This is a genomic window from Photorhabdus sp. S10-54, from assembly GCF_963878145.1.
GTDB classification, from domain to species: domain Bacteria; phylum Pseudomonadota; class Gammaproteobacteria; order Enterobacterales; family Enterobacteriaceae; genus Photorhabdus; species Photorhabdus kayaii.
In genome coordinates this window covers 1-16860 of the sequence record NZ_CAWNXG010000006.1, presented here as the reverse complement: position 1 = coordinate 16860, position 16860 = coordinate 1, and the positions used below count along the sequence as shown (strand labels likewise).

Annotated in this window: 19 protein-coding genes, 1 tRNA gene and 2 pseudogenes; 14 read left to right on the top strand and 8 right to left on the bottom strand. The window is 41.2% G+C overall.

Annotated elements, in window-relative coordinates:
• Positions 1-561 precede the first annotated feature (561 nt).
• Complete coding sequence (locus tag AACQ83_RS04945; RefSeq protein WP_240000694.1) at positions 562-984, bottom strand: hypothetical protein; 423 nt, start codon at positions 982-984, stop codon at positions 562-564.
• A 59-nt stretch (positions 985-1043) separates the two neighbouring features.
• Here AACQ83_RS04945 and AACQ83_RS04940 point away from each other — a divergent pair.
• From AACQ83_RS04940 to AACQ83_RS04930, 3 genes and pseudogenes are all read left to right on the top strand, one after another.
• Positions 1044-1136: pseudogene (locus AACQ83_RS04940) on the top strand (hypothetical protein); the annotation flags it as partial.
• A 442-nt stretch (positions 1137-1578) separates the two neighbouring features.
• Positions 1579-1752, top strand: coding sequence for a type II toxin-antitoxin system HicA family toxin (locus tag AACQ83_RS04935; RefSeq protein WP_112876676.1), 174 nt, complete (start codon positions 1579-1581; stop codon positions 1750-1752).
• A 56-nt stretch (positions 1753-1808) separates the two neighbouring features.
• Positions 1809-2225: a type II toxin-antitoxin system HicB family antitoxin gene (locus tag AACQ83_RS04930; RefSeq protein WP_112876675.1), complete on the top strand. Its 417-nt coding sequence runs from the start codon at positions 1809-1811 to the stop codon at positions 2223-2225.
• 337 nt (positions 2226-2562) lie between these two features.
• On the opposite strand, the pseudogene AACQ83_RS04925 reads toward AACQ83_RS04930, so the two are convergent.
• The 5 genes and pseudogenes from AACQ83_RS04925 to AACQ83_RS04905 all read right to left on the bottom strand — a co-directional run bounded on the left by AACQ83_RS04925 (position 2563) and on the right by AACQ83_RS04905 (position 6333).
• Positions 2563-2832 (bottom strand): annotated as a pseudogene (locus AACQ83_RS04925) (helix-turn-helix domain-containing protein).
• 8 nt (positions 2833-2840) lie between these two features.
• The gene (locus AACQ83_RS04920) at positions 2841-2990 is read right to left on the bottom strand and encodes a hypothetical protein (RefSeq protein ID WP_158537752.1); all 150 of its coding nucleotides are present in this window, start codon (positions 2988-2990) and stop codon (positions 2841-2843) included.
• Positions 2991-3556: 566 nt separating this feature from the next.
• Positions 3557-3659: transfer RNA gene (locus tag AACQ83_RS04915), tRNA-OTHER, on the bottom strand.
• A gap of 2 nt (positions 3660-3661) precedes the next feature.
• Positions 3662-4717 (bottom strand): siphovirus Gp157 family protein, encoded by a 1056-nt coding sequence (locus AACQ83_RS04910; protein WP_192880986.1) that lies wholly within the window; start codon positions 4715-4717, stop codon positions 3662-3664.
• On the bottom strand, positions 4687-6333 hold the full coding sequence (locus AACQ83_RS04905) for a hypothetical protein (RefSeq protein WP_370446043.1): 1647 nt from the start codon (positions 6331-6333) through the stop codon (positions 4687-4689). The genes AACQ83_RS04910 and AACQ83_RS04905 overlap by 31 nt, the downstream gene beginning before the upstream one ends.
• Before the next feature lie 255 nt (positions 6334-6588).
• On the opposite strand from AACQ83_RS04905, the gene AACQ83_RS04900 reads away from it, so the two are divergent.
• The 7 genes from AACQ83_RS04900 to AACQ83_RS04870 all read left to right on the top strand — a co-directional run bounded on the left by AACQ83_RS04900 (position 6589) and on the right by AACQ83_RS04870 (position 13169).
• On the top strand, positions 6589-7950 hold the full coding sequence (locus AACQ83_RS04900) for a replicative DNA helicase (RefSeq protein ID WP_112876672.1): 1362 nt from the start codon (positions 6589-6591) through the stop codon (positions 7948-7950).
• A gap of 543 nt (positions 7951-8493) precedes the next feature.
• Entirely contained in the window at positions 8494-9165 is a 672-nt protein-coding gene (locus AACQ83_RS04895) for a hypothetical protein (protein ID WP_112876671.1), read from the top strand.
• A 15-nt stretch (positions 9166-9180) separates the two neighbouring features.
• Positions 9181-10380 (top strand): helix-turn-helix domain-containing protein, encoded by a 1200-nt coding sequence (locus AACQ83_RS04890; RefSeq protein ID WP_112876670.1) that lies wholly within the window; start codon positions 9181-9183, stop codon positions 10378-10380.
• A gap of 100 nt (positions 10381-10480) precedes the next feature.
• Entirely contained in the window at positions 10481-11074 is a 594-nt protein-coding gene (locus tag AACQ83_RS04885) for a DUF1367 family protein (RefSeq protein WP_112876669.1), read from the top strand.
• Positions 11075-11128: 54 nt separating this feature from the next.
• Positions 11129-11644 (top strand): antiterminator Q family protein, encoded by a 516-nt coding sequence (locus AACQ83_RS04880; protein ID WP_225816643.1) that lies wholly within the window; start codon positions 11129-11131, stop codon positions 11642-11644.
• Between the two features lie 179 nt (positions 11645-11823).
• Positions 11824-12024, top strand: a complete 201-nt coding sequence (locus AACQ83_RS04875; RefSeq protein WP_074524840.1) for a hypothetical protein — start codon at positions 11824-11826, stop codon at positions 12022-12024.
• A gap of 101 nt (positions 12025-12125) precedes the next feature.
• Positions 12126-13169, top strand: a complete 1044-nt coding sequence (locus AACQ83_RS04870) for a DNA-methyltransferase (RefSeq protein WP_192880991.1) — start codon at positions 12126-12128, stop codon at positions 13167-13169.
• 43 nt (positions 13170-13212) lie between these two features.
• On the opposite strand, the gene AACQ83_RS04865 is transcribed toward AACQ83_RS04870, so the two are convergent.
• Complete coding sequence (locus AACQ83_RS04865) at positions 13213-13614, bottom strand: YjaA family stress response protein (protein ID WP_112876768.1); 402 nt, start codon at positions 13612-13614, stop codon at positions 13213-13215.
• A 160-nt stretch (positions 13615-13774) separates the two neighbouring features.
• Here AACQ83_RS04865 and AACQ83_RS04860 point away from each other — a divergent pair, with 160 nt between their 5' ends.
• The 4 genes from AACQ83_RS04860 to AACQ83_RS04845 all read left to right on the top strand — a co-directional run bounded on the left by AACQ83_RS04860 (position 13775) and on the right by AACQ83_RS04845 (position 16117).
• The gene (locus AACQ83_RS04860; RefSeq protein ID WP_049582239.1) at positions 13775-13957 is read left to right on the top strand and encodes a phage holin family protein; all 183 of its coding nucleotides are present in this window, start codon (positions 13775-13777) and stop codon (positions 13955-13957) included.
• Positions 13941-14477 carry a lysozyme gene (locus tag AACQ83_RS04855; protein WP_049582238.1) on the top strand — a complete coding sequence of 179 codons (537 nt, stop codon included), beginning with the start codon at positions 13941-13943 and terminating at the stop codon, positions 14475-14477. The genes AACQ83_RS04860 and AACQ83_RS04855 overlap by 17 nt, the downstream gene beginning before the upstream one ends.
• Before the next feature lie 92 nt (positions 14478-14569).
• Positions 14570-15031 (top strand): lysis protein, encoded by a 462-nt coding sequence (locus tag AACQ83_RS04850; protein WP_112876767.1) that lies wholly within the window; start codon positions 14570-14572, stop codon positions 15029-15031.
• Between the two features lie 507 nt (positions 15032-15538).
• Positions 15539-16117, top strand: a complete 579-nt coding sequence (locus AACQ83_RS04845) for a sce7726 family protein (RefSeq protein ID WP_049582237.1) — start codon at positions 15539-15541, stop codon at positions 16115-16117.
• Here AACQ83_RS04845 and AACQ83_RS04840 read toward each other — a convergent pair.
• A complete protein-coding gene (locus tag AACQ83_RS04840; RefSeq protein WP_240000693.1) occupies positions 16077-16670 on the bottom strand; it encodes a beta family protein in 594 nt (197 codons plus the stop codon). The two genes, AACQ83_RS04845 and AACQ83_RS04840, sit on opposite strands and share 41 nt — an antisense overlap.
• Between the last annotated feature and the right edge of the window lie 190 nt (positions 16671-16860).

Here is a 16860-nt window from a genome sequence, read left to right as displayed (position 1 = left end):
GGTATATTAGAATATTCAATTATGTTTAGGTGGTGGAAGATTTAGCATAGAGCGTCACACAGAAGAAATAGCAGAAAATGGAGAGGTAGTTCTCCGATATTATTTATAAATGGTCTTGTATATTTTTGGTCTTAAGAATTATTTGTTAATATTAATTACCCAATAATTGTTAATCACTATTAGTGATAGAAATAATTCATCATACTTTATTTAAGAACTGCTATAGTTAAAGTGCATTATAAATGTGTAATTTATGTAATTAAATTTCTATTGTATTAAATTATTTTGTGAAGCTCGCAGTTAATTTTGTCGAAATAAGATATCTGCTAATTTATGTTTTACAATAAGTAAAAACTAAGTTCATTATGAATGAACTCAATAATTTCCCCATAAAATATATGGGCGCAAAACATCTAATGAGCTATTTTTATACCCTATGGATTTCAAGATGGATCGCGACGGCAAGGGAGTGAATCCCGGGGAGCATAGCAAACTATGTGACCGGGGTGAGCGAGTGCAGCCAACAAAGAGGCAATTTGAAAAATAACGGGTATATAACTGCTAGTTCTCAACCACATTCAGTATGTTCATAATGCCCTGACTCACAAAATTTTCATCAGAATTTGTTTCACCACCAAGAAGCATAATAACCTCTCTATAAAGAAAATCTATTTCCTCAATTCCTGTTTCTATATGATTAGGGTTCATTGCCAGTGAGAAATGCTCAGCAAAACTTTCATCAATATCTTTGAGCTGGCTAATCATTTTGAGAAAACCTTGTAGTCCCCAATGACGATGAAGTCGGATATAAGAATCTGCAATATTGAGCAAAAACTTAGAACATGCAAATTCGAAAAATCCGATGTCATCTTTCACTTGATGTACCTTCCGGTATAGGTTTTCAATTAGCAATGCACTTTTCCTCCTATTTTCTATAGAAAATGTTTCTACAATAGGCGACTCGACTATAGGTGTGGCTGCCATATCTGTAATCCATGTTGCACCTCCAGTACAACAGAGTATTGCAGCTAAAGCCGGTGGTTTTTGTTGATGCCGAAGCGATATGCGAAGCTGCATCACGTCCTTCAATGCGTTTTGTTCAGCCCAGAACTGAAGCTCAACAAGCAATGCGTGCTCCACTGGTTTTGCGAAGATTGATAATTGATGACATGACCGGCCTATCGGCCTGATGAGAAACCTAATGGTTAAGATGGCTTATGAAAGCCGAGTGGTTTTTTAGGAACATTAGGCGCGGAACTCATCGAGGCGCGGGCATCCTTGCCTATAGTGACGCAGGATAGATTTAAGCAAGCCAAAAATTGTGGTTAAGGAATTAGCTGAACTGACCGCCGCGCATACGCACCACAACACAGGTATGCCGGAGAACGCCAGCGCGATAAGGAACACGGCCTATAAATCGGATGGGCTGAAACAGAAATACTTGCCAGTGATTGGCTAGATTAATTGATCTCTCTTCGGTAGAGGTTATTTTTACCCTTTCTAGGTGGTAAACAAAAGCGTTGACGAAGTAAGCATAAATGTTTACTGTGTTGGTATGTTCAACAGAATGGAGGAGTGGTGAAGCAAAGCGAGTTTAGACGGTGGCTGGAAGCTCAAGGAGTCGAAGTTTCAAACGGGACAAACCATCTGAAACTGAGATATCGGGGGAAACGAAGCATTATGCCGAGACACCCTAGCCAAGAGATCAAAGAGCCACTGAGGAAAGCAATCATTAAGCAATTAGGATTGTGATAAAAACCAGCCTCGCAAGGGGCTGGTTCTCGCACAACAGGTTCACCATTAAAAATATGCGATATTTAGTCACACTAGAGCCAGTAGAAGAGGGCGGTTATTTCGTCTCGTTCCCGGATATCCCCGAAGCTTTAACCCAAGGCGATACACGGGAAGAGGCGCTAGAGATGGCACTTGATGCGCTAATAACCGCCTTTGAATTTTACTTCGAAGATAGTGAAAAAATCCCGCTTCCTAGCCCTGTAGGGCGGGATGATGATTATGTCGATGTGCCTTTAAGCGTGGCCTCTAAGGTGCTTATGCTCAATGCGTTTCTTGATTCCAAGTTAACGCAAATTGAGTTAGCTAGCCGTATGGGGGTGAAAAAGCAGGAAGTGACCCGTATCTTTGATTTACGGCACTCAACCAAAATTGATACGGTGGGTAAGGTCGCATTGGCTATCGGACATCAGTTAACGTTGTCCATTGAATGAAAATCACCATTAATTAACAGGCTGCGTTAATACGTGGCCTTCTTTCATATCCTCATAAAACGCAACCAGATGCACACAGCACGGTTATTAATCAAACTAATACGTACCTAGGTTAATAATGCGATATCAATTAGCGCTACGGGTTTGTGTTCTGATGGTCTGAAACACAATTATCTCGCCCGCAACATGCGGGCTTTTTTACACCTTCATAGAGCTATGAATACAATTCTGATATTAAAGAATGGGCAATGAGTGTAATAAAAAACTGATAATTCAGAGTGTTATATTAGTTTAGTGGTTTAAAAGTTGTCGTTACTTTTTCGGATATAGAAATAAATTATGTGATATCAGAATTGTTTGGTAAATCATTTCGAATGGTTCGTTTGATAGGCTGCTCATTTTCATCAAAATACCGACTGGGCCATATCTCAGCAGGGGTTACACCAATTTCCTGAGCGATCAACAATTCCCCTTTAGGCTAGGGCCGCGTTAAAGCATTTGCTAATGTTGAAGAATTTAAACCGTGCTCTCTGGACAATGATGCCAGCGTCTTATTCTTCTTGCGTATCGCGGCGATAATATCGGCGGTGTGCCAATCTTTTTTCATATTCCTGCTTACCTCTTTGGTGGTGGCGGTTCAAACAGGGTTCGCAGTACCGGAGAGTAACCATTCCGGCGAGGCATAGCCTCCCCTGCCTGAACCGCCATAGAAGCGATAGCAGGCACACTGGTAAGGAAATAATCTCTTACCAGTGGGTTACTCATTCAAGGCTGCGACCCCCTGACCATTGGATTTTGCCGATGGCGACACTACTCTAACCGATTGTATTATCTGACTCAAGAATCAAATAAATACCTTAGTGACGGTTTGTCTCACTTCGCTTATGACGAAATAAACGAACTTATGATGAAAACGGCACTACACCGCACCCGCCTGCACACTTTGGATCAAAAGAAGACAATGGAGAAAATTACAATGCAATGATATTAAAGGAAAAATTATGTTTTACGTGAAAAATAAGATCATGAAAGAGAGCCGTGCTTTATCATAGAAATCAGATAGGGCGCGGCTTTAGAGGATATACAGAACTGAAATTATTTTCTCCTTTTGCATTATGACAAGGAGAAAGTGAAAGCATTAAAGTGTGTTTAATTCATTAATAAGCGCAGGGTTACGTTCAAGCATCTTAAGTAATTTCAGTGATGAATCAGCAGGAATACAGTGGTGCAGGTAGTGTCCATTGATGCCCATAAAAATAAAATGGGTGGACGTAAAGTGGACATAGGCAAAGAAAAAGGGGCTACACTTTCGTGTAACCCCTTGATTTATTTGGTGGAGCTGGCGGGAGTTGAACCCGCGTTAATTGTTTTACATCTTATTGTTATAAATAACATTTTTATGAAATATCTTTGCCGCGTATTCTTTGCAGCTCCTTTCATGTCCTACTACTGGCCTGTTTAGGTTTGTATGTGCTGTTATCATATTCCTTCAGATATGAGCCGTAATGTCTGAAAAGCATCTCTGGACCTTTATGCCCCATTTGAGCGGCAAGCCAGAAAAGATTAACCCCTTGGCTGATGTGCTTTGTTGCAAATGTGTGCCTTGTTTGATAAGGGTTGCGATACCGAATTCCCGCCTTTTTTAGTGTGGGTACCCAGGCTTTTTTACGAATGGCATCTGCACCTGCCCAAGCTTCACCTTTTTTGGGGTCCTCAAAGACCACTCCACCTTTCATAAAAGTGAATGTCTTCTGATTTAATAGGGCTGATATAGCGTTAGTGTCTAGTTCAACTTTTCTGGTACCGGCTTTTGTCTTCGTTCCTTTTATTATTCCTACTACTCGTGCCGATTGGACATGTACGGTTTTGCCAATGAAGTCGATATCTTGCCATCGAAGCGCGCATAACTCGGAGCTTCTAAGCCCTGTATGTATCGCAAAAAGGAATAAATTTTCCCATTGTTTTTGTTTATTGCTTGCTGCTGACAGTAATGCAGTAACCTCGTTAGGAGATAGAGGGTCAACAATATATTCGTTATCGTTTTCTATTCGTTCAGTTTGATACCGTGATGCTGTTACTAAATTCACAGGATTCATACTAATCAGGCAATCAGTAACTGCTTCATCTATGGCGCTGCGTAAAAATGACAGATTATTCCTGATTGTTTTCAGAGCAGTTGATCGTTTTTGAATCCAAGTTTTTAATATTGCTGGTGTTAGGTTTTTTACTTGCCTTTCGAATGATTTTTTACGGTCAGTAAGTCGCTTAGACTCATCAGCAAGAGTCTTGGCTTGGCCTTCGATATTGCGAACATGGATCATGATAGCATCAAGTTTATCACCGATAGTACATTCGATACTTTCAAGTGTATCGGCGATATCTTCTGGCGAGAATTCGCCAGTTTCTACCAACTGTTGTAATTTTTCATAATCTGCTGCTAATGCAATTGCGGTTGTAGTCATTAGTTTGCTTTCTCTAATTGAGTTAAACATTCTTTCTCTATTTCATTCAAGCGACGCAGACGACCGGATAAGTACTTTTCGTAATCCTTGTCTCCTTTGGCCTTGGCGTTGCCTAAATGAATGCCTAATTCACGGATAAGGGTAGATGCTATGCCGCGAATTTCATTTTTGCTGACAGCGGTACGCATAGTTTCTGTATTACGGGTGAACTTATCGTCTAGTTCCTTGCGTAATCTGACTAGATCCTCGGCCTTATCACTGGCGGCCTTGATTTCAAATTCAATGTTGTTGTCGGCCAGATATTCAGGGTTATCATGCATACCCATAAATACATCAGCAGAAAATCCAAGCATCGATAACGCTTTCTTTATGGCATCGGTGAGTGATTTCTTGATGGCTTCTCCATCTGTTTTAATTCCATATTTGGTTCTGTACATGTATGGTGTTGCACCATAACTTTCAATTTCAGCGCAAATGTCACATTCGACCAGATACCAAAAGAGAATTTTGATAGAGTGATTTTGTTCACATATTAATGTGCCGTCAGAATCACGTAAGAATCGGCTCCCAATTTGTTTATTTTTATCGTCATAGATAGGTTCTGACATGGGGGCGCCATTGATCAGTTTTTCTTCTGTGACATTACAGCCCCATCCATAACCGAATGGTCCGAATAGTTCTGTTGCCCGCATAAACATATAGTTACTGTTTATGCTTGTACCGTTGAACCCCATTCCCTCTAATGGTTTTGTAAAGTGGGGATCGGTGCGTTGGACTGCTTTCCAGATACGGAGATTCGTTTGCTGCTCATCGCCTTGTGCCTTGATAGTTTCTTCCAGCAAATTGGCACGATGTTGGAAGTTATCATCATTGGTGTTCAGGGTAGCAGCAGGAGGCAATGAGGTGACTTCATCATCCGCCGTAGTGTCTTGTGCAGTCTTTTCTACCGCTTTGTCCTCTTTGGTTTGCTTGGTTTTTCTGGTCTTAAGAGACGTGATTTCGCTTTTTTTCTCTTTAACCTGTAGTGCCGCCTGTGGGGGTTCAACCTCATCTGGAGCGACATCTGTTATTGAGGCTTCTGATGTTGACATCGGATAATCGGAAACTTTGGGTTGCTCTTCTGGTAATTCAATGGATATGTCGGTATTACCTAAAGCACAGTTTAAAAATTCCTTCATAGCGATGACATCGGCCAGAAATTCAGGACGGCGTTTACCTTCACGCACGATGCTGAAAAGCGTTTCTCTTGGAATGGACAGAGCGTCGGTTCTGATGCGAAATGCGGTGGACCATTGCCTCCATGTTTCATTGTTGTCTGCTATCAGTTGCTTAGCTTCTTTTATACTATGTGACATAATCGCCCAGCAATGAAAGTCACCGTCTAGTAATGCCAGTGCAATTTCCAGATCTAACGTGGCGTAAGTGTGGTTAAAATCACGTGTAGTAATAGATGAGTTTTTCGTTGGTTCGAGTGTTCTAGCCTGCCATGTGGTGCCGTTGAACTCGTATTCAGTAGCAAATTTTTCGTCAAATTTACCAATTGGTGGGCGAGGGGAGCCTTGTATATCTTTACAAATAATCGGTTTTGATGTGTTGAAGTTGCTCATATCGTCCGCGTACTCTTCCCCAAGGTAAACAATGGCCATAGCTTTAGCCATTTTTTCGGAATTGGTTTTGAGTGCGATTGCAAGTGGTACGGCCCCATTTTTTTGAGCTTTTTTTGTCGGCTCAAAGACACAGATATATGTGAACATTGGTCTTACCTCTTTAATGAATTGCTTTTTTTTGCCAGTCTTATTGCTGCCTTAATCCCGGTTTTTGGCATTTTGACTTTTGGATATAATCCCTTGACAGCATTTGAATAAACCATTCCCGTCGTTGGGTAATATTCAACCCGCCTTTTGCCACCGATAATAGATATATGCATAGTTTCGTTTGTTGTATCGCTATTAACGCAGGATGCTTACGATGTTCTTGCAACGTTACCAGAAGAGGCGTTTAGTTCAGATTTTTTGCGTCGTGTCTACGTTGAAATCAAAAAACAAGCGTTCAGTAGCTCCCTGATTGATCCAATATTCATCGCTGAGGCTATGAGTGGAGATGGTAATACATTAGCTAATGTCCTGGAGTTGAGTAAGAGCCCTGTTTGGAATGCAAACCTGAAAGGCTATGCCAATAAAGTTAGTGAATATTGGTATGTTCGGCGGGTTACAGCAGTGATCAACGCCGGTCAACAGGCGTTACTGGAAACTAAAAATCATACTCAAGCACAACATGTCATAGCGGGCTTTATGTCCACTATGGGGGAGTTAATGCGAGATACTGGCAACCTAGTTCCCGTGCACATCAAGACATTGGTTGAAGGGTACATTGACACACTGGAGAGGCGTAACTTAGGTGAAGATAGTCGCGGCATGATTATGACAGGTATTGAGCCATTTGACTCGTTGACGGGAGGATTTAACCCAACTGATTTAATTCTCATCGGCGGTCGTCCCGGCATGGGCAAAACAGAACTGGCACTTTGCATGATTGAGGGTATGACGAGGCATGGAGGGGCAGTATTGCTGTTTTCAATGGAAATGGCAGCACAACAAATTACAGAGCGTATGGTTGCTGGTTCTGCCCAACTGTCAGTTTCCAAATTGAGAAGTGGTGAATTTTATGATGAAGATTGGGTTCGTATATCTAACGCAATAAGCGAGTTAATAGATCGTGATATTCATATTCTTGATGCTAGTGAATTAAGCGTTGAGCAAATATGTGCTATCAGTGAAACTCATAAACGCAGGTATCCGAATCTGAAAGGAATTTTTGTTGATTATCTGGGATTGATAGAAAAGCCCAAAGCCGAACGTAATGATCTTGCTATCGCTCAAATATCTAGGGTCCTCAAAGGACTGGCTAAACGACTGCATACACCAGTTACCGCATTGAGTCAGTTATCAAGAGAAGTTGATAAGCGGCCAATGCATCAACGTCGTCCTGTTGCGGCTGATTTAAGAGATTCAGGTAGCTTAGAGCAAGATGCAGACAGGATTATTTTTACTTACCGGGATGTTGTTTATAGCCCACGAAGTCCAGCCAGAAATTATGCTGAGATTATTTTGGATAAAAATCGTCACGGTGAAACCGGAACGATATTCCAGGAATTTAAAAACGGGCATTACTTACCAACTGATCAAATTGTTGCTGCTGAAATATGTCGTACACAGCAACAGACTAAACAAAAAGAGCGCCGATATGCGGACAAAGCATTTTAACTAAAGACCAAAAGAGGCAGACCAATATGACCATAAACAGTAAACTGATTTTATTAGATAATTGGGGTATTTATTAATTATCCCATTTTGGTGTAGTGCCGAAAACATCGCTATCTTACAAAGTTAGACTTGAAAGCTAGTCGATTCAATGTAAACGCCAGCAGGATGCTGGCTTTACCAAAATAGAATTGCTGGTGGATAACTAAGAGCTGGAGATGCTGAAGCTCAATTGTACTCTTCGAAGATCGGATAGGGAATCTTACAAAGTTAATGAATACCTCACTATGTTGATTAGGATGGATGATCATTCATGAAAAAAGTAGGTAGTTCAGTTGCATAAACAGCAAAGTGAAAAGTGTGTGGGAAAGCCTTTTTGTAGCTGAATATTGTTTTTCTAGTGAAGTGGCCTGCTGGAACACACTGGGATGGTATAAGAGTTGAAGTTGTATTTGTAACGTACAAATTACATATTAAGTATATTGCTTGCGTTCAAAACGAAAAAAAAATACCATAAAATCTGCTTAACGCAATCAGGGTATCTAAATGAGCATTAACGACACACAAAGTGATATTACCGATTTGATAATAAACGCTTTCAGGCGTGATTTTTGGCTTAACGTACAAGATGAATTATATGCTAAGTATGCCGCAGCACAGGAAGTAACTATAGGCGATATATTAAAACTTGGTGAGCAGGAGCAACGTAGATTTAGGCCTCAGGCTAGGCACTATGGCCTTAACTCAGCTTTGAGGGAAGCTGCAAGTCGTTCAGGTTATCTTTGTTACGATGCTGATACATCCCCGAAAGGGGAGCATTATATTATTATTGATTCAGAAGGTGTTAAAATTAGCCGTATTGGGTTAAATCACGATGAGCGCCACATAAGGGGCGCGAAACATCGTTCATTGATAGCCCAATTGAATGAAAAATTTGAAGGCTATACTCCAGATCTTTTTAGAGAAGAAGATAGTAAACATCATAATGACATTGATACGTTAGGTGTGTTGTTAATAAATATTAATCCACCATATCATGAATCTCAGGCCAGCATGATGGATTTAAGGATTGTGGTTCCTTTTACCAATATGAAAGGTTTTCACTATAATAAATCTGTAACGGAGCTTTTAGCGCTCTATACTGGAGAGAAAAAGATAGTCATTCCTGATATGGTTTTACCTAAGCTCAAGAAGCGCCTGAAGGATCAGGAAAAATAGAATAGGTGAGACATTATGAGAGTGGGAATTTCTGGTTTCCAATCTGAAAGGTTGACACAGATAAGAGAAGCGAGGGGATTATCGAAAATTAACCTTGGTAGATTAGTGGATCGTTCTCCATCAACTATTACCAAATGGGAAAACGGTAATCATTCCCCCGATGCAGAAGTATTGCATAGCTTAAGTCAGATTCTTAATTGCCCGGTAAGTTGGTTCACAAAGCCTATTGTTAAGTACGAAAAAAGACCAGTATTCTTCCGAACACTTTCAACTACGGCAAAAGACTTATGTATCGCCTCAGAGCGGTACATGGGATGGTTTCAAGAGTTATCATGTAAGATGCAAGAATATCTTGATTATCCAGAAGTTAACATTCCTCATCTTAACGTAAAGGATTACAGAGCGATAGATGATCAGTTGATTGAAAGAATGGCTTTTGAGTGTAGGAAAGCTTGGGGATTAGGTATTGCACCGATAGATGATCTATTACTTGTAATGGAGAATGCGGGGATAGTCTGTTCCAGATTTGAACAAGGTAGTTCTGTAATGGATGGCTATTCTCAATGGAATGATTTAGATAATAGACCGTATGTGGTTTTAGCTAGTGACAAAGATAACTATTATCGTAGTCGATTTGATGCTGCTCATGAATTAGGTCATATAGTCTTACATCGATATATAAATAAATTTGATACTATTAATTTTAATCCAATAGAAGAGCAAGCACATAAGTTTGCGTCGAGTTTCATGTTGCCGGAAGAGTCATTTTCTGTAGAGCTTCCTCCATATCCTACATTACAGAATTTCATATCTTTAAAAAATCGCTGGGGGATGTCGGCACAATCTATGATCCTTAGGGCGAGAAATTTAGAGTTAATATCTTCTCTGGAATATCAGAGATTATATAAAAATATTTCTGCTAGAGGTTGGCGAAAAGGAGAGCCGCTTGATGATCTTAGAAAACCAGAGTCGGTTCGTTTGTTACCTAGGTGCTTGAACCTATTATTGGATTCTGGAACTTTTAGTAAAAAAACGCTTCTTGAGGAATTTGGTTTCCCAAAAGGAGATTTAGAGGATTTATGTTCAGTTCCTAAGGGATTTTTTTCAGAATCACAGGTACTTGATTTTCAATCCAGAATACAATTGAAGAATAGTATTAAGATATCTACGACACAACAAGATACAAACGTCGTTAACTTATTTAATAAAAAGTAAAATTGGGAATTAATACTAACACCTGTTATTCTATTCGTATCGGCCTGAACATCCGATAACCTAAACAAAAGCTGCTGTGTCATAACTTTGAGGATAAGTGATGACGCAGCATAGTTTTATCAAAATCTCGAATGACACCCTGAGACCGGCGACTCCCGCAGCCAGGGAATACCTGCACTTCAAAGTGAAGTGTGGCGATGTGCTTTATGCGGATTTTAAGAAAGCACGTAACCCGCGTTTCCATCGTAAATATTTTGCCCTTCTGAATCTTGGCTATGAATACTGGCAACCTACTGGAGGCACTATTTCCCCGAAAGAGAAAGCGCTTGTGCGTGGCTACGTACAATTTCTTGCACACTTCGCGGGCAGTGAAGATGTCTTACAATCCGCTGCGGATGAATATCTTGCTGGCATATCCAAAAACCGAGCCCAGAACATTACTGCCACCAAATCCTTTGATACCTTTCGGCGCTGGGCAACAGTGGAGTCAGGGCACTATGACACTTACGAGATGCCTAACGGAAGTCTATATCGTGAACCTCGTTCAATCAGCTTTGCCAAAATGGAAGAGCTGGAATTTCAGGAACTTTATAAAGCCATATTAAACGTGCTTTGGAACTTTATATTGTATCGCAATTTCCCGACTAGAGAAGCTGCTGAGAATGTCGCCTCTCAGCTGTTCGATTTTATTTAATGCAGAGCGAGACTAATGACCAAAAGTGAAAAAGGAAGTTGAAGAGGTACGGCTATGTCGGGTGTGATGTTTCCAACGGATGGGCTACAGTTGAGCCAATCACAAGAAATCTGGTTGCAGGATTGGTTATCTAAGTTTGGCGCGTGGGTTTACTCTGGCAGGTTTGATAAACGTCAGAGCAGTATGATTGCTGAGTTTATGGCGACAGTAGAGCCGAGAGGTTATCCAGAACGTCCGATATGTAATGATGATGATGGTATGTTAATCGCTAGGGTAGTAGACCATATTTACCATATTGATCGGGTTGCATTTGGGATGTTGCTTAGTCGATATGTTTATTGTGTATCTGATAGAGCAATTGCTAGGCATTATCATGCAACGGTTCAGCCAAGAATTATGATCCGCAGAAATGGTATGTTGCGTAAGCGAAAGCCATCAATGTCAACTTGTCGGCGTGAGGTTGAGGAAATATTAAGAACAACGGAATATTTGATTTATCAACCATTGCAAGATGCCTTTATAAGACGGGAACAGGAAAGAAAATCAAAACTTTTGTCACGAACGTGTTGACATCTTTGAACTTATGAGCCACTATTCTAGTATACGTTGCGATAGTAGCATTCGTGACTGATAGCCTCGCCCAGTGCGGGGTTTTTTATTGCCTGAAATCCAGATAAAACTTGCTGTTGTCATCGGTCAGAGTTACATGTGTGTCTATGCACATTAACTGACCAAAGGTTTAAATTATCATGCTAAAACATGAAGATATGACAACAATAGCCTCATGTGTTTTAGAAACCGTACCGATGTATGACTGGGTTTCTATTCCTGATGTTTCAACTCTGACGGGGCTATCAACGCCGCGTTGCCAATTACTTTTAACTCAATTTTGTCTGGCTGGATTGATGGAAAGCCGGGACAACGACACCTTTTTCAAGCGTTGCCCCTGATGGGGTAACTTCTTAAGCGGTGAAATGGACGGCTGGTGAAGTTGACGACGCCAGCCATTCGCCTGTTCTGTGCTGACCTGAGAGTAAGCCAGTATCGATTTATGGAAAATATTGTGAATTTAAGTGGTATCACATTAATTAATGACGACTCTCTACGATTTATCAAAACGTTACCAGACAGCTGCATAGACTTAATTGCCACTGATCCGCCCTATTTTCGGGTGAAAGAGTGTGGTTGGGACAGACAATGGGAGGATGTAACGGCTTATCTTGCGTGGCTGGATGAAGTACTGACTGAATTCTGGCGTGTGCTGAAACCCAACGGCAGTTTGTATATGTTTTGTGGTTCGCGTCTGGCATCTGATACGGAAATCCTTGTTCGTGAACAGTTCAATGTGCTTAACCACATTATCTGGGCAAAACCTTCTGGTCCGTGGCGCAGACAGAATAAAGAAAGTTTAAGGGCTTATTTCCCTGCTACTGAACGGATCATATTTGCTGAACATTATCAGGGGCCTTATCAACCCAAAGGTGATGGGTATTTCCATCAGTGCCGCGAACTCAAGCAATATGTCTTTAAACCGCTTGTGGACTACTTTCGCAACGCACGGAAGGCGTTAGGTGTCACAGCAAAAGAAATTCATAAGGCAACGGGAAAGCAGATGGCCAGCCACTGGTTCAGCGATAGTCAATGGCAATTACCCAATGAAGTAGACTACCAAAAACTGCAGGTACTGTTTGCCCGAATAGCCAAAGAAAAACACCAGAACGGAGAATTAAACAGGCCGTATCATGAGCTAGTAGAATCTCATCTTACTTTATCACGCCAGTATGAAGAATTGAGTCGGGAATATGGGCTGCTGCGTCGCCCGTTTTCTGTAACTGTTGATGTTCCCTATACCGATGTATGGATGTTTCCCGCTGTTCAGTATTACCCTGGCAAACACCCTTGTGAAAAGCCAGCCGATTTGATGGCACATATTATCCAGTCTAGCAGCCGGGAAGGAGATCTAGTGGCAGATTTCTTTATGGGATCGGGCGCAACACTAAAAGCAGCACTAAAGCTGAATCGTCGTGTCTTGGGTGTAGAATTAGAAGAAGAATACTTTAATCAAACTAAGCAGGAAATTGGGGCGATGATATGAATAACTACCTCGCTGCGGTGAGGGGTTATTTGAGTTTCTCTCATTAGTTGTTATGGCGAAATAATGAATTGTTGGATAGTATTTGGCGGATTTCATCGTCAGAAAGTGGTAGTAATCTCGGTGAACAGAGATTAACGTTTTGACTTGAAGTAATGCTCTTAGCGAGATCTATATAAGCTCTGAATTCAACTTGACTGTGTCCACCTTCATTCATTTCCATCGGCTGAATAATCACATGATGGTTTGATAAAAAAAAGTTATACCAAGTATTTTTCCTCACTTTTTTTATTAGTTTTTTAAGCAAAAACATTGCAGGTATCATTTGCCCTAGCAATAAACGAGATGTAGTAAAGGGAGTGTCGGGGGTACCAGAGACTTCTTTACCAGTACTGACGTTGCGAACAACAATTTTATTAATATATAGTCGTATGTAAATTAAGCTCATAAAAATGTGTATGTCAGGTAATGCAAATTTGTTATAAGTAGACGTTCTTCTCTTAATACAGTGAAGTCTGATTCTCACTGAGTCTTTTAAATCAATACCGGGCAAATCAGCCCAAACAATTAAATTAACTAAATGATCACCCCATCAATAGGATGGAATTATGCGTATGGACAAATACACCAGCCCCATTGCATATACTTGGGGCGCTTTTACAGCAATGCTTGGCGCTCTGTCGCTGAACGACTGGGCCATCATTATTGGCATTATCTGCACTGTTGGTACCTTTGGGGTCAACTGGTACTACAAGCATCGGGAGTTTAGCCGCAATGACAAAGACCAGTAAGTTAAGTGCTGCGGTTATCGGTCTGGCTCTCTCTGGTGCAGGTGCTATGGCGATACTGTCTCAGTTTTTGGACGAGAAAGAGGGTAACCGGTTATCAACGTATCAGGATGCGGGTGGAGTCTGGACAATCTGCCGAGGTGTGACTCGGATTGATGGAGCTCCCGTTCGTCAAGGGATGAGGTTAATACCGAATCAGTGCCGTGACCTTAATGCACAAGAAGCAAAGCAGTCCATCGCATGGGTAAAACGCAATGTGTGGGTGCCATTAACTGAACCTCAGATAGCAGGTATTGCCAGCTTTTGCCCGTATAACATTGGCCCATCGAAATGCTTCTCTTCCACGTTCTATCGAAAGCTGAATGCCGGAGATAAGAAAGGCGCTTGTGCTGAGATAAAGCGTTGGGTATTTGACGATGGTCGAGATTGCCGACAAACCAAAGGGCAGGCAAACGGCTGTTATGGTCAGGTTGAGCGACGCGCCCAGGAATCGGAATTAACTTGCTGGGGGTTGGGTGAATAGACATTCGTTGGCCGGAAGATTGTTTCTGTTTGGTTTCGTTCTTGCTCTGATAGGTAAAGATGGATGGGGTTGGTTTCTGGGGCGTTGTTGCTATGAAATTTAGCTTTCATTACTACACGATACTAGCGTTGATCCTTATTTCATTGACAGCGTATTATTATCACTCTGAGTTACAGAGAGAGCAACGTGTTACAAAGCAGCAGCAAGAAGACATTCAGCAACTCACAGACATTATCGACTATCAGAACTCTCACATCACGATGTTGAACGAGTTGGATGTGAAACATACGAAGGAACTTGCTAATGCTAAATCTGAAAATGATGCTCTGCGTGATGATGTTGCTGCCGGTCGTCGTCGGTTGCGCATCGCGGCCACCTGTCCCGTGTGTGAGGCCACTACCTCCGGCGGCGTGGGCACTACAACCACAGTCGAACTCACTGGAGAAACTGGATCAACTGTTCTTGATATCCGAGAAGGCATCATCAATGACCGAGCAAAATTAAGATATTTGCAGGATTACATAAAAACTGAATGTTACAAGGTGACAAAATGAAAACAGAAGTTGATCTGATTTACTTCGAGAAAGACAGGGAAACGCAAACACGACTCAGTAAATACTATGTATAGCACAACAATTCAGAGACGATCCTTGATCAAACGCTTATCATCAGCAAAGACGAATTCGGTAAATACATTGCAAAAATGGCGTTTACTAATGTCCCTAAACTGAAATCAGAGAAAGAGACAGCAATTAAAACTGGCGGACTGGATGAAACGTATGAGTGAAGTGATAAAAGAACACTGGCAGGATAAGATACCGCATCCAGAGGCAGCTCCTTCTAATTGAGGAATAGAACACATTGCCACCTCAGAGCAAATGATACTGGGGTGGCTGGAGTATGTTAGGGGGCAGTGCATTAACTGAGTATTGGAATTTTTTCTTAAAATCGGCTTTACGTCAGAGGACGAAGAAAAAAATAGTGCTATATATTTAGTTAGCGTTTAAAGTTCCTGGCCTCAAAAACGGTTACATTAACACCTTGGAAAGAAAGACAAGATAATGAAAGACATAGACGTGCGGCGTGCTGTTCATTCTAAGATACTGAAGGAGCATCACAAAGATCCAGATACATTGATTATTGACGAGTTTACAATGAGTCTCGGAGCAAGCCGTGCTGATATTACGGTGATTAATGGACTTATGCATGGTTATGAAATCAAAAGTAAAAGTGATAACTTGCTCCGTTTACCATTACAGATTCAATATTATTCATCGGTTATGGATAAGGTAACTCTTGTTGTTTCTGAAACTCACTCTAAGCCAGCAATGGAGATTATTCCTGATTGGTGGGGAGTTAAGATAGTAACGCAAGGTACAAGAAATGGTATACATTTACATACTGAGCGCCACAATCGCCTTAATCCGTCTATAGATAAAGTATCCCTTTCTATGTTGCTATGGAAAGAGGAAATGCTGGAAATTTTCTCTGATTTAGGTAAAGACCGTGGTCTAAAAAGCAAACCACGGCGTGTGTTATGGAATAAATTAGCAGAAACTGTAGATACAGATGAGCTTCGTGATTTGGTCAGGAAAAAGCTTAAAGCCCGTACAAATTGGAGAGCTGAGAGACTACCTTAGTAATATGGTGGTTTTGTCCAATTCTCCTCCAAACTTCTGGACTGCCAAATTTGTGATTTCCCTCAGGATCTTGAAGGTATTGCGTGTATTCTCTCGCGTAATTATCAATATCTTTATCACCCGTAGAGAATGAATTTCCTGAGTATTCAGGGTGGGTCACAATTGCTTTACTATGAGCGCCATACTGTTCATAGCCATATCGATTCGCAACTTGCCCTCTAAATACTAAAAAATCACTATCGGCAGTATATCGAACACTGGCGGTAACACTGGGGAATCGAGTTGCAAGGCGAGAATAATCAGGGTGCTGTATACCATAGTCACTATAAATGACGTTTCTTAATAACTGTCCGCTAGAGTGAAGAGCTTGCCACAATGTCCATTCCAAGCGAGTTTGAGAGTAAGTTCCTAATGATATGCCGCTCAAATCAATAGGGAAAGATCCTGATGCTAATGATATAGAACGGAATCTCTGGAGGTTGCTAAAGTTATTAATCAAGCCCAACGCAAGTATTTTGCTATGCCCTGAGCTGACATCACTTTCTGATAGCATATCTCGTAGATCGATAATTACATCAATATGCTCAGGGGTAATTTGTAATTCATGGATATAATCAACCTGAGATTTGCTTAAGAAGGGAACTAAGTGCCTGAGGCACGATCAAAGTTTTTGTCAAAGAAAACAAAATCGTGGAGCTCCTCAGGCATGTCTAATTTAGAAGAACTTTACTGCTGCGTCGATG

Excerpts from the sequence above, each read along its gene's own strand:
- AACQ83_RS04880 (WP_225816643.1), top strand. The coding sequence starts at position 11,129 with ATGTCGGGTGTGATGTTTCCAACGGATGGGCTACAGTTGAGCCAATCA.
- AACQ83_RS04885 (WP_112876669.1), top strand. The coding sequence starts at position 10,481 with ATGACGCAGCATAGTTTTATCAAAATCTCGAATGACACCCTGAGACCG.
- AACQ83_RS04905 (WP_370446043.1), bottom strand. The coding sequence starts at position 6,333 with ATGGCCATTGTTTACCTTGGGGAAGAGTACGCGGACGATATGAGCAAC.
- AACQ83_RS04850 (WP_112876767.1), top strand. The coding sequence starts at position 14,570 with ATGAAATTTAGCTTTCATTACTACACGATACTAGCGTTGATCCTTATT.
- AACQ83_RS04855 (WP_049582238.1), top strand. The coding sequence starts at position 13,941 with ATGACAAAGACCAGTAAGTTAAGTGCTGCGGTTATCGGTCTGGCTCTC.
- AACQ83_RS04920 (WP_158537752.1), bottom strand. The coding sequence starts at position 2,990 with ATGAGTAACCCACTGGTAAGAGATTATTTCCTTACCAGTGTGCCTGCT.
- AACQ83_RS04875 (WP_074524840.1), top strand. The coding sequence starts at position 11,824 with ATGCTAAAACATGAAGATATGACAACAATAGCCTCATGTGTTTTAGAA.
- AACQ83_RS04840 (WP_240000693.1), bottom strand. The coding sequence starts at position 16,670 with ATGCTATCAGAAAGTGATGTCAGCTCAGGGCATAGCAAAATACTTGCG.
- AACQ83_RS04930 (WP_112876675.1), top strand. The coding sequence starts at position 1,809 with ATGCGATATTTAGTCACACTAGAGCCAGTAGAAGAGGGCGGTTATTTC.
- AACQ83_RS04870 (WP_192880991.1), top strand. The coding sequence starts at position 12,126 with ATGGAAAATATTGTGAATTTAAGTGGTATCACATTAATTAATGACGAC.
- AACQ83_RS04895 (WP_112876671.1), top strand. The coding sequence starts at position 8,494 with ATGAGCATTAACGACACACAAAGTGATATTACCGATTTGATAATAAAC.
- AACQ83_RS04910 (WP_192880986.1), bottom strand. The coding sequence starts at position 4,717 with ATGTTTAACTCAATTAGAGAAAGCAAACTAATGACTACAACCGCAATT.
- AACQ83_RS04945 (WP_240000694.1), bottom strand. The coding sequence starts at position 984 with ATGGCAGCCACACCTATAGTCGAGTCGCCTATTGTAGAAACATTTTCT.
- AACQ83_RS04890 (WP_112876670.1), top strand. The coding sequence starts at position 9,181 with ATGAGAGTGGGAATTTCTGGTTTCCAATCTGAAAGGTTGACACAGATA.
- AACQ83_RS04845 (WP_049582237.1), top strand. The coding sequence starts at position 15,539 with ATGAAAGACATAGACGTGCGGCGTGCTGTTCATTCTAAGATACTGAAG.
- AACQ83_RS04865 (WP_112876768.1), bottom strand. The coding sequence starts at position 13,614 with ATGAGCTTAATTTACATACGACTATATATTAATAAAATTGTTGTTCGC.
- AACQ83_RS04860 (WP_049582239.1), top strand. The coding sequence starts at position 13,775 with ATGCGTATGGACAAATACACCAGCCCCATTGCATATACTTGGGGCGCT.